The organism is Paenibacillus peoriae KCTC 3763 (assembly GCF_000236805.1).
Classification (GTDB): domain Bacteria; phylum Bacillota; class Bacilli; order Paenibacillales; family Paenibacillaceae; genus Paenibacillus; species Paenibacillus peoriae.
Genome location: NZ_AGFX01000047.1, coordinates 109,293 through 125,723, shown reverse-complemented (window position 1 = coordinate 125,723; position 16,431 = coordinate 109,293). Strand labels below are relative to the sequence as shown.

17 protein-coding genes are annotated in these 16,431 nt (G+C 40.7%); all 17 read left to right on the top strand.

What is annotated here, in order from left to right; translation table 11 throughout:
• Positions 1-160 precede the first annotated feature (160 nt).
• Positions 161-931, top strand: a complete 771-nt coding sequence (locus KQI_RS0125210) for a flagellin N-terminal helical domain-containing protein (protein ID WP_010349677.1) — start codon at positions 161-163, stop codon at positions 929-931.
• A 172-nt stretch (positions 932-1,103) separates the two neighbouring features.
• Positions 1,104-1,487, top strand: a complete 384-nt coding sequence (locus KQI_RS0125205) for a flagellar protein FlaG (RefSeq protein WP_010349676.1) — start codon at positions 1,104-1,106, stop codon at positions 1,485-1,487.
• Between the two features lie 14 nt (positions 1,488-1,501).
• Complete coding sequence (gene fliD, locus KQI_RS0125200; RefSeq protein WP_010349675.1) at positions 1,502-2,977, top strand: flagellar filament capping protein FliD; 1,476 nt, start codon at positions 1,502-1,504, stop codon at positions 2,975-2,977.
• 14 nt (positions 2,978-2,991) lie between these two features.
• Positions 2,992-3,375 (top strand): flagellar export chaperone FliS, encoded by a 384-nt coding sequence (fliS, locus tag KQI_RS0125195; RefSeq protein WP_010349674.1) that lies wholly within the window; start codon positions 2,992-2,994, stop codon positions 3,373-3,375.
• Positions 3,375-3,719: a hypothetical protein gene (locus KQI_RS0125190; protein ID WP_010349673.1), complete on the top strand. Its 345-nt coding sequence runs from the start codon at positions 3,375-3,377 to the stop codon at positions 3,717-3,719. Before fliS ends, KQI_RS0125190 begins: the two co-directional genes overlap by 1 nt.
• Before the next feature lie 138 nt (positions 3,720-3,857).
• Positions 3,858-5,654 (top strand): motility associated factor glycosyltransferase family protein, encoded by a 1,797-nt coding sequence (locus KQI_RS0125185; RefSeq protein ID WP_029390339.1) that lies wholly within the window; start codon positions 3,858-3,860, stop codon positions 5,652-5,654.
• Between the two features lie 32 nt (positions 5,655-5,686).
• The gene (locus KQI_RS0125180) at positions 5,687-6,706 is read left to right on the top strand and encodes a UDP-N-acetylglucosamine 4,6-dehydratase family protein (protein ID WP_010349671.1); all 1,020 of its coding nucleotides are present in this window, start codon (positions 5,687-5,689) and stop codon (positions 6,704-6,706) included.
• Complete coding sequence (locus tag KQI_RS0125175) at positions 6,706-7,422, top strand: acylneuraminate cytidylyltransferase family protein (RefSeq protein ID WP_010349670.1); 717 nt, start codon at positions 6,706-6,708, stop codon at positions 7,420-7,422. The genes KQI_RS0125180 and KQI_RS0125175 overlap by 1 nt, the downstream gene beginning before the upstream one ends.
• A 16-nt stretch (positions 7,423-7,438) precedes the next feature.
• Positions 7,439-8,467, top strand: a complete 1,029-nt coding sequence (neuB, locus tag KQI_RS0125170) for an N-acetylneuraminate synthase (RefSeq protein WP_010349669.1) — start codon at positions 7,439-7,441, stop codon at positions 8,465-8,467.
• Positions 8,464-9,603, top strand: coding sequence for a UDP-N-acetylglucosamine 2-epimerase (neuC, locus tag KQI_RS0125165; protein ID WP_010349668.1), 1,140 nt, complete (start codon positions 8,464-8,466; stop codon positions 9,601-9,603). Before neuB ends, neuC begins: the two co-directional genes overlap by 4 nt.
• A 12-nt stretch (positions 9,604-9,615) precedes the next feature.
• Positions 9,616-10,254, top strand: coding sequence for an acetyltransferase (locus KQI_RS0125160; RefSeq protein ID WP_010349667.1), 639 nt, complete (start codon positions 9,616-9,618; stop codon positions 10,252-10,254).
• A gap of 6 nt (positions 10,255-10,260) precedes the next feature.
• Complete coding sequence (locus KQI_RS0125155; protein WP_010349665.1) at positions 10,261-11,406, top strand: DegT/DnrJ/EryC1/StrS family aminotransferase; 1,146 nt, start codon at positions 10,261-10,263, stop codon at positions 11,404-11,406.
• A 99-nt stretch (positions 11,407-11,505) separates the two neighbouring features.
• Positions 11,506-12,351 carry a TylF/MycF/NovP-related O-methyltransferase gene (locus KQI_RS0125150; RefSeq protein WP_010349664.1) on the top strand — a complete coding sequence of 282 codons (846 nt, stop codon included), beginning with the start codon at positions 11,506-11,508 and terminating at the stop codon, positions 12,349-12,351.
• A gap of 33 nt (positions 12,352-12,384) precedes the next feature.
• A complete protein-coding gene (locus tag KQI_RS0125145; RefSeq protein ID WP_010349663.1) occupies positions 12,385-14,052 on the top strand; it encodes an HAD-IIIC family phosphatase in 1,668 nt (555 codons plus the stop codon).
• Complete coding sequence (locus KQI_RS0125140) at positions 14,049-14,282, top strand: acyl carrier protein (RefSeq protein WP_010349662.1); 234 nt, start codon at positions 14,049-14,051, stop codon at positions 14,280-14,282. The genes KQI_RS0125145 and KQI_RS0125140 overlap by 4 nt, the downstream gene beginning before the upstream one ends.
• Before the next feature lie 69 nt (positions 14,283-14,351).
• Entirely contained in the window at positions 14,352-15,485 is a 1,134-nt protein-coding gene (locus tag KQI_RS0125135) for a GNAT family N-acetyltransferase (RefSeq protein WP_241764020.1), read from the top strand.
• Positions 15,486-15,487: 2 nt separating this feature from the next.
• A complete protein-coding gene (locus tag KQI_RS0125130) occupies positions 15,488-16,387 on the top strand; it encodes a polysaccharide deacetylase family protein (protein WP_010349660.1) in 900 nt (299 codons plus the stop codon).
• Positions 16,388-16,431 lie beyond the last annotated feature (44 nt).

Below are 16,431 nucleotides of genomic sequence, written 5' to 3'. Positions count from 1 at the left end.
CTAATTAAATATTTCGAAAAAAAGTCGAAATGCTATAAACAAATCTACTCTCAGGGTCGATATATAATTTAGAGCGGTAATTCTTCAGGGCGGCCGACCTGTGAAGACGCTTATACCACAAGGATGTGGGAATCAAACCATTTCAGGGAGGAAATTTAAAATGATTATCAATCACAACTTACCTGCAGTAAATACACACCGTAACATGCAATTGAACAACTCAGCAGCAAGTAAAAACATGGAAAAATTGTCTTCAGGTCTGCGTATCAACCGTGCAGCTGACGATGCTGCTGGTCTCTCTATTTCCGAAAAAATGCGCGGTCAAATCCGTGGTCTGGAACAAGCACAACGTAACGTTCAAGATGGTATCTCTTTCGCACAAACAGCTGAGGGTGCAATGAACGAAGTATCCTCCATGTTGACTCGTATGAAAGAGCTGAGCGTTCAACAACTCAATGATACTTACAGCGCTGGCGATAAATCCAACATCAAAGCAGAACTTGGTCAATTGGGCGGTCAAATTGATGCAATCCTGTCCAACACTAAATTCAACGGTATTGCGATTTCCGGTGGAAGCGTTAAAATCCAAGCTGATGATAACGCGTTCGTTCTTACTATTAAAGGTATCGATTCCACTGATATCCGTGGTCTTACTTCTGCAGTAAGTTTGTCTGCTACAACTAAAGCAATTGAAAAAGTTGCTAAGCAACGTGCGAACCTGGGTGCTATGCAAAACCGTATGGAATACACTTCCAACAACTTGGGCACAACTGTTGAAAACCTGACAGCTTCCGAATCCCGTATTCGTGATACTGACATGGCAAAAGAAATGGTTGCTCTGTCCAAAAACAACATCTTGCTGCAAGCTTCGCAATCCATGTTGTCACAAGCAAACTCCGCGCCACAAGGCGTACTGTCGTTGCTGCGTTAATTTTAAACGACATAAGTTTGCAAAAAAAGATTCTGCTTCTCGCAGGATCTTTTTTTGTTTTTATTTTAGCTTTTTCGTAAATAATTGTACTCATTTACCGATATATAATGTATTGGCATTTCAAATACAGAACGGTTTTATTGTGTCTAAAACTATGAATGGAGGTTATTCTATGGACTCGATGATCCCCTCTAGCACTGGAAATCTGTTGCCGATTCAGCCATCAGCAGGAATACAACGTGGAGCCCCTTCAGATGCCGAAACAAATTATTCTGTTGCACAAGATGCTGTCCAAACAACCAATATAGGTAGTACAGCGCAGAAACAGCCGACACATGAGGAAGCAGTTTTGGAACTACAGAAAGCAATTGATGCTATTCAAGGCCCACAGAAGACATTTGAGATCTCTGTGCATGAAAAGACACATGCAATCATGATAAAAGTGATGAACAAGGAAACTGGCGATCTGATTCGTGAGGTACCTCCCGAGAAAATTTTGGATATAGCCGCTAGAATGATGGAAATTGCAGGAATCATTATTGATAAAAAAGTATAGGGGGACATACAATCATGGTAACTAGAATAAGTGGTCTCTCAGGCTCAGGCCTGGATATTGATGCAGTGGTCAAAAAGCTGATGACTGCTGAGCGTGTACCGCTCGATAAGCTGAATCAACAAAAGCAGCTAATGGAATGGAAACGAGAAAACTATCGTGAGTCCAGTACTAAAATTGTTTCATTTCTACAAGATAAACTCACGACATTAAGCCGTACTGCTTCAATGAATCCGCAGAAAGTAACAGTAACGGGAAATAGTGACGCGTTGACTGCATCAGCTTCATCGTCTGCCAGTGGAGTATTGGATATCTCGGTAACAAATCTTGCTACTGCTGCAAGATCTGTCTCAGACAGCTCATGGTCTGCAAAGGCAAGCACTGAGCTTGCATTTGCAGACGGGGCAGCTCGTACGGTTCAGGTTGGTGGGGCCACCATTGATGTGGATGCAAACGAAACGATTGAATCATTTGTCAAAAAAATTAATGATAACAGTAAGGCTGGAGTAACTGCTCTGTACGATGCCAAGTCTGGTTTGTCATTAACAAGTAAAGCCACCGGTTCCCAAGCATTCAATATCGATGCTCAAATTAGTAGTGAGTTTAAACTGTCTTCGACAAACGGAACCGATGCTGTGCTAAAGGTAAATGGACTTGAAGTCAAAAAGTCATCTAATAATTTTACCATTAATGGCATTGATATTACGCTGAAGGCAGCCGGTGGTGCTGCGACAAGGATCGAAGCTACCAAAGATACCGATAAGATTGTGGAAAATATTCAAAGTTTTGTCGATGCATATAATGATGTTCTCGCTACACTCAATGGCAAGGTTAGTGAGGAGAGATTTAAAAAATACGCTCCGCTTACGACGGAACAAAAAGCCGATATGAGCGATGATGAAGTCAAGCTCTGGACAAACAAGGCCAAGAGTGGCATGCTTAGAAACGATCCTATCCTGCAGGATACATTATCTGAAATGCGTAATGCCATGATTCAAGGCGTAGATATCGGCAGAGTTGATGCAAATGGTAAGAATAAGCCATTAATGATGTCTGAGCTTGGAATCACTACGGGGACGTATGATACTAAAGGTAAGCTAATTTTGGATGCAGACAAATTGCGTGCAGCGGTTGAAAAAGACCCGGATATTGTCACGAACTTTTTCGGGAAACAGGACTCAAGTACCCTGTTAACTAATAAATATACACAGCAAGATGGTGTGCTTGCTAAACTTAAAAAGATTTCGAATACCTCACTTCAAAGAATGGCCGATACAGCCGGTACTTCAAAAGTTAGTAAGGAACTAACCGCTTCATTTATTTCTACGAGCACAATGGGAGAGCAATTATTGAGTCTGGACCGTCGAATTACTGCCATGACAAGCCGTCTAACGATGATTGAAACCAACTATTACAAAAAATTCACCGCGATGGAAACGGCAATAAGCAAGTATAATAGTACATCTTCGAATCTTACAGGCATGTCGTCATAAAGGAGGTTTTACAATTGATCAATACACCCTATCAGAAATACCGGCAGACTCAAGCGCAAACTGCATCCAAGCCTAAATTGCTGATTATGCTGTACGATGGGGCTATTCGTTTCGTTCGTGCGGGGATTGAGGGGATAGAGAATAAGGATAACGAGAAAGCAAATAATAATTTGTGTAAAGCGCAGGCTATTGTACACGAGTTGATATCTGCGTTGAATTTTGAGTATCCAATATCCCATGACTTATTGCGAGTGTATGAATATATGCTGCATGAGTTGATCGAGGCGAATGTTCACAAAATAGCCGCTCCGGCACAAGAAGTGCTGGAACATTTGACTGACCTACGGGAAGCTTGGTTGGAAGCCATGAAAATGCCTGGTGTAGTTGGTAGTGTGTAATGGCAGATTCTAATATGCAAGTACTCCTTGAAGAACTGCAACATAGGACAGAAGCAGTGTTATCTAACCTTATAAATTTAAGTGAGGAAGAGTTTGAACAGTTTGCAGATCAAAGGCAGCGCATAGTAGAACAGATGCAGTCCTTTCTGCCGTTGATAACGGAAAATGATAAGCAGAAAATTCGTGATATTTTAAGTCACGATTCGGTAATTTTACAGCGTATGCATGAACTTAAGGATGAAGCAGGTCATTGGATGGAGAAACGTGGAGCCATTCGTGTGCAGCAGCATGCATACCAGAAATCTTATTCCGTAGACAGTTTGTTTATTGATCATCGAAAATAAAAGATACATGATGGAACGTCAGTCCCGTCTCCCCCATTCGATTTAGAATGGGGGTATTTTTTGTGAAAAGGTTCATTCCATTAAGAGTAAATCCGATATACTAATTAACAAATATTATTGCGAAACGGTGGTATTACCTTGTCTCAACTACAAATAAACCATACAATTCTAGAGCAGAGGTTTCCTCATGTTGCAACGAAAATAAAAGGAATATCGGATAATGAATTATCTACATCTTTGTTTAATGAATCTTTTGAAAGAGATACGGCTTGGCTTAATGCTGTTGAAGGGGCTATTGGAAACGGGAAAATCATTTTTGTATATGGATTTGAACGGGGACTCAGTATTGCTGATCTCCTCGAATTGTACCCAAATCACTGGCTGTTTGTATACGAGCCGGATGAGCAGCTTTTTCGGAAGGCCGTGACGGAGTATGACCTCAGTCTTTTGCTGGGGCATCCCAATTTGTACTGGCTATCCGTTGGTGAGTCTCAGCTCAATATGATGTTTCATATGTTGAGTAGTTACATGATGGAAGATTTGGGGTTTATCGCGCTGCGTAAGTATTTATCAGATGATATGAGTAAGCTACGTGAAGTAAAGGGACAATTTCAGGAATATCGTCATAGCTTCTTGGTAGATAAACATACAGAGAATCGTTTTCGAGAAGAATGGACTCGGAATTATCTTTATCACCTTTCTGATGTTTTATACAGTCCTTCCATTGAGCGACTTTTTTATGCTTTTGAAGGTTCAACAGTAGTTGTTGTATCATCGGGTCCATCTTTACAGGACGATATCGAATGGCTGAAAAAATTACGTCCTCATGTATTGATTATTTCAGCAGGCTCCAGCATTCAGGCATTAATAAAGCATGGAATACAGCCTCACCTTGCTGTTATTATGGATGGTCATCCAGTCAATAAGAAGATCTTTGCTTCTTCTGTAGCAAGGGAACAGCCTTTATTGTTTACCTCCTCATCTTATTATGAAATTTCTGATCAGAACTGCGCGGGGAAAGTTCACAGTATTATGAAAAGTGATGCTGTATCTCAGTATTTCTTTGGACTCAGTAAAGAGGAGCTCTTTATATCCCCTACAGAAACGGTTGCAGGAACGGCTATACAAGTTGCAGCCTGTCTAGGGGCTAAACGGATCATACTTGCAGGCCAGGATTTGTCGTTCCCTGATAACAAGTTTTATGCAGATGGGATAGAGCACTTTGCAGCCGAAACTACAGATAAGATTGTGCACGAAGCACCTAAAAAAGTGCTAAATGTAAAGGGGACATACAACACTATAGATGAGAGCTTTTCCCTGATGAAGGATGGGCTTGAAAATCTGATTACTGCTCTTCCAAGGATTGAATTCGTCAATTCAACTCGAAATGGTGCAGTGATTGAGGGAGCCCCATACGAACCGATGGAAGAGATATATAAATGGTTAGCTTCAGAATCTGTTGATCCTAATGCAATAGCCGATTTAATAAATAAAAAAAAGATTGCTGCTGATATGAATAAGGTGCTAGATGTCAGAGATAAGCTGATAGCGACAGTCGAAGATCTTTCCAATGTACGTTCTGAGATTACAGCAATTCATAAGCTGATGAAAAAAATACGCGAATTTAGCCGGACTAAACCAGCAAAGGCTCAAAGTATGGTGGAATCCATAGAGCAGATGTGGGGATCAATTGCGAACAGGGAATGGTTCTCACCTATATTTGAGTCTATTATCCCTATCCAAATTGCACGTTTTGATCAGGTACTCCCTGTGATTGTGACAGAACATCAGTTGACCCGGAAGTCTGATCTAATCTATGAGCATCTGGGTAATCTGCTGCAGGATATCACAGCACAAATTCCAATACTCGAAGAAATGTTATTGGAATCGATTCAACGTGTGGACAGAAAATCAAACAGCGATGCATTGACTTAAAAAACTAATTGTCTTACACTCCGGAGGTTAATATGTTTACCAACAAGATTGTACTGGTTACAGGCGGTACGGGCTCAATTGGCAGTGAAATTGTACGTAATATTTTATCGTATAACCCTAAAGCCCTACGGATTTTTAGCAGAGATGAGAGCAAGCAGTTTGATCTGCAGCAGGAATTAAAAGAATTTACGAATGTACGCTATCTGATTGGTGATATCAGGGACAAGCAAAGACTGAGCTACGCCATGGAGGATGTGGATTATATTTTTCATGCTGCGGCTCTCAAACATGTGCCTGCATGCGAGTATAACCCTATGGAAGCAGTGAAAACGAATGTTATTGGCGCACAAAATCTGATAGAGACGGCTATTGAGCATAATGTAGAAAAAGTAGTAGCCATAAGCACAGATAAAGTGGTAAACCCAACGAATACGATGGGGGCTACGAAGCTGCTATCAGAACGTTTAATTTCTGCCGCCAACTTGTATAAAGGGAGCAAGCGTACCATCTTCTCTTGTGTCCGCTTTGGAAATGTTATGGGCTCCAGAGGCTCCGTTATTCCATTATTTCGTGATCAGATTGCTAAAGGGATACCGGTGACGGTCACACATACAGAGATGACTCGATTTATGATGTCTATTCCTCAAGCCGCTCAATTGGTCGTAGATGCGGCGCACTATTCGCAGGGCGGAGAAGTATTTGTACTGAAAATGCCGATTCTCAAAATTACGGATTTGGCCCAATGCTTGGTTGATTCGTATGAAGAGGCGGTCGGTAAGCCCTATTGTGGAAAAATCATTGAGACCGGAATCAGGCCGGGTGAGAAGCTATATGAAGAGCTAATGTCGCTTGAGGAATCGGAAAGAGCGTTGGAGAACGGAGAAATGTATATCATTCCTTCGTTATTTCACACAGCAGAGCAGGAATACGCTGGTTTTCAAAAGGCGATTCGTCAAGAATATTCTTCGATGACTGCACCACGGATTTTTCCGAAAGCTATTCGAGAGCTGATTGAACAGAATGGCTTGGGTTTTACAAAAGGTGCTGTATGATGTGTAATCACAAATGCTTGGCGGTTATTCCTGCTCGGGGTGGGTCAAAAGGTCTGCCCGGTAAAAACATTAGATTATTACATGGTAAACCACTCATTCAGTATAGTATTGAAGCGGCGCTGAACAGTGGTTGTATAGACGAAGTTGTAGTTACTACAGATAGCGAAGAAATTGCCCATGTGTCAGGTCAAGCCGGAGCAGCTGTTCCATTTATAAGACCTGCGGAGCTGGCTACCGATGAGGCTAAGAGCATTGATGTATTGAAGCATGCTGTTGAATTTTATGAACAGATCAAGAATCAATTTTTTGATGTTATTATGCTGCTTCAACCCACATCTCCATTGCGAAATGCAAAGGATATCACAGAGGCGTATACGTTATTCTTAAGTAATCAGGCTGATTCACTGCAGAGTGTTACTTTGTCAGGAGCACAGCCCTACCTGCTAAGGGAGTTGGATAACGGACAGCTTACGCCTTATCTGAAGGGTGAAAGGGAGCATTTGAGGAGACAAGATCTGAAAGAGCTGTATGCTCTAAATGGAGCCATCTATATCGTAAAAAGAGATTTGTTGATGAACAGCGGTACTACGGTTGGACGTCATAATTATGGCTACATAATGCCCAAAGAGCGATCTGTTGACATAGATGACGAGTTTGATTTAAAAATGGCAGAGTTTTTTTGGAGAGAATCCAACCACAAGGAATCCTCGCAGTAAGGAGGGAGTATATAACATGCAGAATTTCTTATCCAATAAGGGAAGCCATTCCATCTATATTATTGCAGAGGTAGGAGTAAACCATAACGGTTCATTGGAGCTTGCATTTGAATGTATTGATCAAGCGATTTCATGCGGTGCCGATGCGGTGAAATTCCAGACCTTTAAAAGCGAAAAACTGGTAACCAAGTACGCACAGAAGGCTGATTATCAGACGGAAAATACTCAATCCGCTGAATCCCAACTGGACATGTTAAAACAACTGGAATTGAGCTTTGAGGATTTTGTTCTTTTGAAAAAGTACTGTGAGGATAAAGGGATAGATTTCCTTTCTACACCTTTTGATGAAGAAAGTGCTGAATTTCTGAATTCAATTCAGATTGATGCATTCAAGGTTGGATCAGGAGATATGGACAACATTCCCTTCCTTCAGAAGCTCGATAGCTATGGAAGACCGATTATTCTATCTACCGGAATGTCCAATCTGGATGAGATTGGAGAATCGTTACAAGCATTCAAACAAAGCGAGGTACTATTGCTACACTGTACTTCTGACTATCCGGCACCTTTGGAAGATGTTAACCTGCTGGCTATGAAGACAATAGCTACCGCTTTTGACAAGGTCACGGGATATTCGGATCATACGGCCGGAATTGAGATCGCTGTAGCGGCTTCGGCATTGGGAGCGAGAATTATCGAAAAGCATTTTACGCTGGATCGAACGCTTCCAGGTCCTGACCATAAGGCTTCACTAGAGCCTGCTGACTTTTCAAAGATGGTTCTTGCGATTCGGAATGTGGAGCAGGCTCTAGGGGATGGTGTTAAAAGGTGTATGCCCTCGGAGGAAAGCACCAGAGCTGTTGCAAGAAAAAGTGTAGTGGTGGCAAAAGCGAAAAAGGCAGGCCAGTTATTAACTCAAGAAGATCTGGTCATCAAGCGCCCAGGCACCGGAATAAAGCCTAAATATTATGATGATCTGATCGGTAAGCAGCTTTTAAAGGATGTACACGAAGACTATTTGTTGTCATGGGATGACGTACAATGAAGAAAGTATTGGTGATTACCGGAACGCGGGCTGATTATGGGATATACTATCCGATTTTGCGGGCTATTGAGGAAGAGCGTGCTCTGGAGCTCCACCTGTTGGCTACAGGAATGCATTTATCTCCACAGCATGGGTATACATTGGACGCTATTCAAAAGGACGGATTTCGTGTATCTGCCAAGGTAGACTGTCTGCTGCAAGGATCTACTCATGCCAATATGTCTCGCTCTATTGGAATAGCAATCATGGGCATGACGCAAGCCATAGAAGCTTTGGAGCCAGATTTCGTCGTGGTATTAGGAGATCGGGGAGAAATGCTTGCAGCTGCGATTGTATCCTCTCACATGAACATCCCGCTTGTTCATTTACATGGTGGAGAAGTATCCGGCACGATTGATGAGTCGGTTCGGCATGCGATTAGTAAGTTGGCTCACATTCACTTTGTGGCTACAAATGGAAGCAGAGAGCGCCTGATCAGGCTTGGCGAAGAACCGTGGAGAATTCATGTAGTCGGTGCTCCGAGAATTGAAACGATGATGAATACATCCCTGCCTGGGCTAGAGAGAACGAAACGTAAATACGACCTTAATATAGCTGGCGATTATGTGTTATTCGCCTACCATTCTGTCACCACGGAAGAAGCGGATATGCGCATCCTTGGTAAGATGCTAGAAGTTCTTTTGGCTGGTGAGAATGAGGTAATCTGTGTGATGCCTAATTCGGATGCTGGAGCTGACGCTATCGTTGGTATATATAATCGTTTTGCTGCAAGAGAAGGGATGCATCTTGTAACCAGTTTTGAGCAGCTTGATTATTTGACGATATTGAAGAATGCAAAAATATTAATTGGAAATTCTTCATCGGGGATTATTGAGGCTGCTTCTTTTCATGTTCCAGTCATTAATATCGGAACTCGCCAGACAGGGAGAGAGCGTTCTGCGAACACAATAGATATTGCAGCTGATGAGCTCGAATTGGCTTCTGCAATGATGTACGCAATGTCTGAGCCTTTCCAGCAAATTGTTAAAGCAGCCGACAATATTTACAGTAGAGATAACACCAGCTCTCGCATCGTGGATATATTGAAACGAACATCCAAGTCAGAGCAGCTTATCCAAAAGACCATTACCTATTAAGGAGGATCGGCCTTGAGCTATATTGTTTTTGGAGCAGGAGGACATGCCAAGGTCATCGTCGATATTTTACGGGCTTGTGGTGAAGAAATCATTGGAGTTCTTGATGACCGCTGCAAAGAAGAAAAATGGAACGGATTTCCGATCTTGGGGAATCGTAATCAGATTGATCAACTATTATCTCTGTATCCCGAAGCGCTGTTCATTGTAGCCATTGGAGACAATGCAACTAGAATGAAGATTGTAAGTCAATTAAAAGCTGCTGCAGTCAAATTTGGAACTGCTGTTCACCCAAGCGCTGTAATTGCACCTAGTGCATTCATTGGAGAGGGCTCAGTTATCATGCCTAATTCAGTTATTAATGCCGACGCGTATGTCGGCGAGCACGTCATTGTTAATACAGCGGCTACTATAGATCACGATTGTCGAATAGAAGACTTCGCACATATTTCCCCAGGTGTACATATGGCAGGCAACGTTCAGATTGGGCGCTGTGCTCATATCGGGATAGGTGCAAGTCTTATACCAGGTATCCGTGTAGGGGGAAATACTCTCGTCGGTGCCGGTTCATGCGTCATCCGTCATTTACCAGAGAATGTAATAGCTGTAGGTTGTCCGGCCAGAGTAATCAAAACTGATAACGATAAGGGATGAAACGAAATGTCCAACCGAGACAGAATTTATTTATCTTCGCCGCATATGGGCGGGTTTGAACAACAATATATCGCAGAGGCCTTCGAAACCAATTGGATTGCTCCACTCGGCAAAAATGTAGACGCTTTTGAAGCAGAGATGGCAAGTTACTTGGGGTGTGGAGGTGCAGTTGCCCTGAGTTCTGGAACAGCAGCAATTCACTTGTCTTTGATATTACTTGGAGTGGAGAAAGATGATATTGTTTTTTGTTCTTCGCTTACCTTTGTTGCCAGTGCTAATCCGATCCTATATCAAGGTGCAATTCCTGTCTTTATTGATTCGGAACCGGATAGTTGGAATATGTCCCCTGAGGCGCTGGAGCGTGCATTCAAGACTTATGCGGATAAGGGAAAGAAGCCTAAAGCTGTAGTCATAGTCAATTTGTACGGACAGAGTGCAGACTACGATCGCTTGAGAAAAATATGTGATTATTACGAGGTGCCAATTGTAGAAGATGCTGCAGAATCGCTCGGAGCAACCTATGGCAAGCAAATGAGTGGAACACTAGGGAAATTCGGAATCCTCTCATTTAATGGAAATAAGATTATTACCACTTCCGGCGGAGGCATGCTGGTTTCAGATGATGTAGAAGCCCTAAGTAGAGCGCGGCATTACGCAACCCAAGCGAGGGAAAAGGCAATACATTATCAGCATGAGGATGTAGGTTTCAATTATCGTCTCAGCAATGTCCTGGCTGGTATAGGGCGAGGACAACTGCGTGTGTTGGACGAGCGTATTCAGCGGAAACGAGAAGTCTTTAAAAAGTACAGCAACGAGCTATCGGGAATGGATGGAGTAGAGTTTATGCCGGAAAAGAGCTTTGGGAAATCTACTCGATGGCTGACTACTATGACAATCGACCCTGAAATTACTGGTGGCAGTGTTAGTGATTTAATAGGATATTTAGGAAAAGATAACATTGAATCTCGTCCGGTCTGGAAGCCGCTACATCTACAGCCACTTTTTAAAGACGCTGAATATTTTGCTCATGAAAGTAGTGTGGATATTAGTAAAAAACTATTTGAGCAGGGGATTTGTTTGCCCTCCGGAACAAACATGACGGTGGGTGAGCAGAGCTTTGTCATCGTTCAAATAAAGGCTTTTTTTCAATGAATGTAATATATCGTTTGAATAGTATCGCTATGACCTTGTATGGGAAAGAGTATTCATTCAACTAGTTCATAATAGTTATTTCAAGAGGGGTGTAGAAATTTGGCTGATAAAGAAAAAGTGGTTATTTTTGGTGCGGGTGATGGGGGACTTCGTGTTTACTATCTATTAAGTGATCAATTTGAAGTTGTTGCCTTTACTGACAATGATGCCAATAAACAAGGCTCAAGCTTCCTGTCCAAATCTGTTATCGCTCCAAATGAGATCTATAAACTCGAATTTGATTATGTCATCATAGCCAATATTCATGGAGAAGCAGTGTATAAACAGCTTACTGAAGACCTGCTCATTGAAAAGGGAAAAATTATCGACTATTACATGAGCCTGAAATTTGATACTAGGCTGGCTCTATTACGCCAGATTGCTGATGAAATAAATGAGTGCGGAGTAAGGGGAAGTGTAGCAGAGCTCGGTGTGTTTAAGGGAGAATTTTCTAAATATATTAACCGGGTATTTCCTGATCGTCAACTATATTTATTCGATACCTTTAGCGGTTTTGACCAAAAGGATATTGATAACGAGAATAAAGGGGATTTTTCAAACTCGGTAGCAGGAGAATTTTGCAATTCGGATGTGGACTTAGTTCTGAATAAAATGATGTATAAAGAAAATTGTATTGTGAAAAAAGGTTATTTTCCAGAATCAGCAATTGATGTGAATGAAACTTTTGCATTTGTTAGTCTCGACGTTGATTTATATCAACCTATTCTTGAAGGATTGAAATTTTTCTATCCTAAGATGTCGGAGGGAGGATACATTATAATCCATGACTATAATAGTACTCGATTCCACGGTGTAAAACAGGCAGTTAGAGAGTATTGTAGAGAACATGGTGTTAAGTATACGCCTATAAGTGACTTATGTGGTAGTGTCGCCATTATGAAGTAATTTGAGCATTGATTTATGGGGGATGACAATAAAATGAAAAAAAACAAACTATTAATCCTCTCTGATTCAAATCTAAATCCAATGGTTCGTTTTCTAGAGGGATCTTTTGCAGATTTCACGTTAGAGGTGACTGAGGCCCCTTATAATCAAGTAAATCAGGTTCTTATGGATTCTGAACACTCTGTATGGTCGGAAAAAAAGGATATGTTGCTTTTATGGACAAGCCCTGAGAAAGTAATCCCTTCGTTTAATAAACTGATGGATTATAAGGAATTTAATATCGGTGATGTCCTTAACGAAGTTGATCAATTTTGCGAGCTTATTATCGGGGCGGAAAAGAAAGTCAAACATATGTTTGTGGTGTCCTGGTCGCTTCCACCTCATTACCGTTGGATACAATCAATGACATTAAAGCATAATGTAGGATTAAATAATGTGCTTATGCAAATGAATCTACGTCTTTCAGAGCGACTACAAAAACATGATCATGTTATTATTCTTGATTCTTCCTATTGGTATGCAGCAATCCAGCAAAAAAGCTACGATGCTAAAATGTATGCACTTGGAAAAATTCCGTTCTCTCGTGATTTTTTTCTCTTTGTATCTAATGAGCTTAAATCAGTCATTAGCGGACTATACGGACAAAGTAAAAAGCTAATTATCTGTGATCTGGATAATACACTCTGGGGTGGCGTGATTGGTGACGATGGCATTGACAACATCAAACTGGGAGGGATAGATCCAGTTGGTGAGAGCTTCAAACTTTTTCAGCAAGAATTGCACAGATTAAGTAGCCGAGGTATTATTCTGGCTATTTGCAGTAAAAACAGTGAATCGGTAGCATTAGAAATGATAGAACAGCACCCGGACATGATACTGAGAAGAAAGGATTTTTCTTCAATTAGAATCAACTGGAACGACAAAGCTGCCAATGTTGTTGAAATTGTAAAGGAACTTAATCTGGGTCTGCAATCTGTTGTGTTTCTGGATGATAATCCATCTGAGAGGGATCGTATAAAGCAGGCTCTTCCTGAGATTTATGTACCTGACCTACCGGTTGATTTTACCCAGTATCCTGTTTTTATTAGCCGATTGGATTGTTTTGAGACTCCTGCTATAACGTTGGAGGATCGTAAACGAACAGACTGGTTCAAACAGGAACAAGAACGGGAGTCGATAAAGTTAAACGTAGGCTCATTGGAAGAGTGGCTTCATTCACTTGAAATTAAGGTGACTCCACATAAATTAGATAAATTATTGTTAACGAGGGCTGTCCAACTAATCAATAAAACGAATCAGTTTAACATGGCAACCCGCAGGTTCACTATTGAAGAGTATTGGTCTTGGAATGAGCTGCCGAATAATCATGCAATCTTATTTGAGGTGGAAGACAAATTTGGAAATGCAGGTTATACAGGACTGATTTCGGTTTCATGTGATGATGAAGGTCAGGCTGAAATCCATGATTTTGTTATGAGTTGTCGTGTCATGGGCAAGGGGATTGAGGAAGCAATGCTTTATTTAGTTGCCAAGTATTTTTCAGTTCATAATATTAAGGCTACGTATGTAAAGACAGAAAAGAATAAACCCTTTTATGACTTTATTTCAAAGAAGTATAGGGATGTATCTAAAAACAATGATTTAAATCTAGGAGAGATATTTCTACCTCATCATATCTTACTTAAGGAGTGCTCTTTTTGAATAAATTTGAGTTGGTCCAATCCATAATATCCAAAATTATGAAAATTCCTGTCGAAAAAGTGACGTTGGAATCGGTAAAAAGTGACTTTGAAAATTGGGATTCGCTCAATCAATTGAATTTAGTAATGGAACTTGAAGCTAATTTTAATGTGTCTATTCCCATTGATGAAATAGCTAATATAGATTCAGTGCAAAGCATTTTGCATATTTTGAATAATATTCATAATTAAGATTTTCTTCAAAATGTTATGTAGAAAAATATAATGCATGAAAAGGAGGGAGAAAAGCTATTGGAAATTGTGAAATATAGAGATTCTGATTATGAGTCGCTGGTTGCGTTTATGAGAATTAATTGGTCCCCAGAGCATGCTATCTATAATAAAGAACTGTTTGATTGGCAGTATCGGATTGACGAGAATGGTTTATCGGAAAGTTTACTGCTGATTGACAATGGTTGTATTGAGGGATTCCTTGGGGTCATTCCTGGTGAGTATAGTTCTAACGGAGAACAATATAAAGGTATCAGTTTCGCCATGTGGATTGTATCAGAGAAGTATAAAAACAGTGGCTTGGGTATTATGCTTATGAAAGAAGCTGAAAAGTACAATTCGGTGTGCTTGACCTTAGGTTGTAATCTTCAAGTGGTACCTATGTATGAGCGTATGGGGTATTCCTATTCAGATCATTTGAACCGTTATGTCATCCCGCTCGACGTGAACGGTTATGTGAATTTACTAAAGGACCCGCTTGATCAAGCGAGTATTGAACAATGGTTGTCGGATGTTGAGGCGAGATTGATACATTTATACAGTCCTATATCCAATATTACTGGTAAAAAGTTGGAACAATTGTACATTAAAAGTATACAACACCGTTTTGCACTTTCGCAGTATCGTAGCGCCTCCTTTTGGGAATGGAGATATATAAATAGTGCGGGCTATAAGTATTTGTTTTTTGGTGATCCTGCTGTTGAAGGGATTGTAGTTGCACGTGTAGATCGAGTATATGCTCCCGAAGAGAGTGTCCACGGTACAAAAGTATTAAGGATTATAGAAATCATTCCGGCTAATGCTGATGTCTGGGAAGGGGCATTAGATCATGGCTTGATTGAGATGGTACGCGGAGTTTTATCATGGGGCCGAAACCAAGGGTGCGTTGCTGCAGATTATCAGTTAAGTTCAAATCGTTTAGAACATGTCCTGGAATCTATTGGGTTTAAAAAACAAAATATTGACTACACTCCAGAGGAATGTGGACTTGCAGGTCTGTTTCAGCCTTTTCGTTATCGTGTTAATCCCATTAATTTTGTATGGAAAATGAAAAGTAATGAAGATGGTTTTCAAAATATGGAAGTGAATGATATATATCTTGTTAAAACTGACGGAGATATGGATCGTCCTAACATCTGGCCACTTCCTAAAGGATGGAATTAATAATGGGTAATATTGCTGCGATGTATCACTATGTACGTGAGAAAAAGGGATGGGATGGGATTGTTCCCATGCATCCCCATGATTTTGAAGTGCAGCTTGATTTAATTAGTAAGACTCATAAAATTATCTCATTAGATGAAATTGATAAGTATAATTCACAACCATGGTGTGTATTAACGTTTGATGATGGTACCAAGGATCAATATACGGTTGCTTATGACATCTTGAAAAGAAAAGGAATTCCTGCATATTTTACGATCATGTCTGGTCCACACATCACAGGTAACGTTCCATTAGTTCATTTGGTACACACGGTGCTCTCTTTCAAATCCGATGAAGAGTTGTGGGAATTACTGAGTGGGACGTATGATACGAGCGGTGTGGAAGAAGAAAGCCAAATCTATAAGTATGAACAGAAGAAACTCCGCAGATACAATAAATTTATGCTTAATTTTAAATTATCTGTTACGGAAGCAACTGTCTTTCTTGAGTCTATTTTTCAGTCCTTGTTTCCCGACAAGCAAAAATTTATAAATGATTTTTATATAAGTAAAGAAGAAATAGTCGAAATGAGCCAGGCAGGAATGACTATAGGCGTGCATGCTCATAATCATATTCCGTACAATGGTGATCCACAGGAATTTTATGATATTGAAATTGGTCCTTGTAAAGATTGGATGAAAAGTGTTTTAGGTATAAACCCGATCTGGTATACGCCTGCTTTTGGTGGTGGAGTTAACCAAAAGATAATGTTGGACGAACTAACTCCTGTTCTAGTGGGGAATGGATTTGTTGGTGCTTTTAGTACAAGAGAAGGAGCGATTTCTGACAACAGAGAGTTTTGGATGGACAGAATAGACTGTATACGTATACCTCCTCTAGGGACATCATCGTATTTGTAATCTGTAGGATAGTGAATGGGAACGAACTACTATGTTTGTTCCTT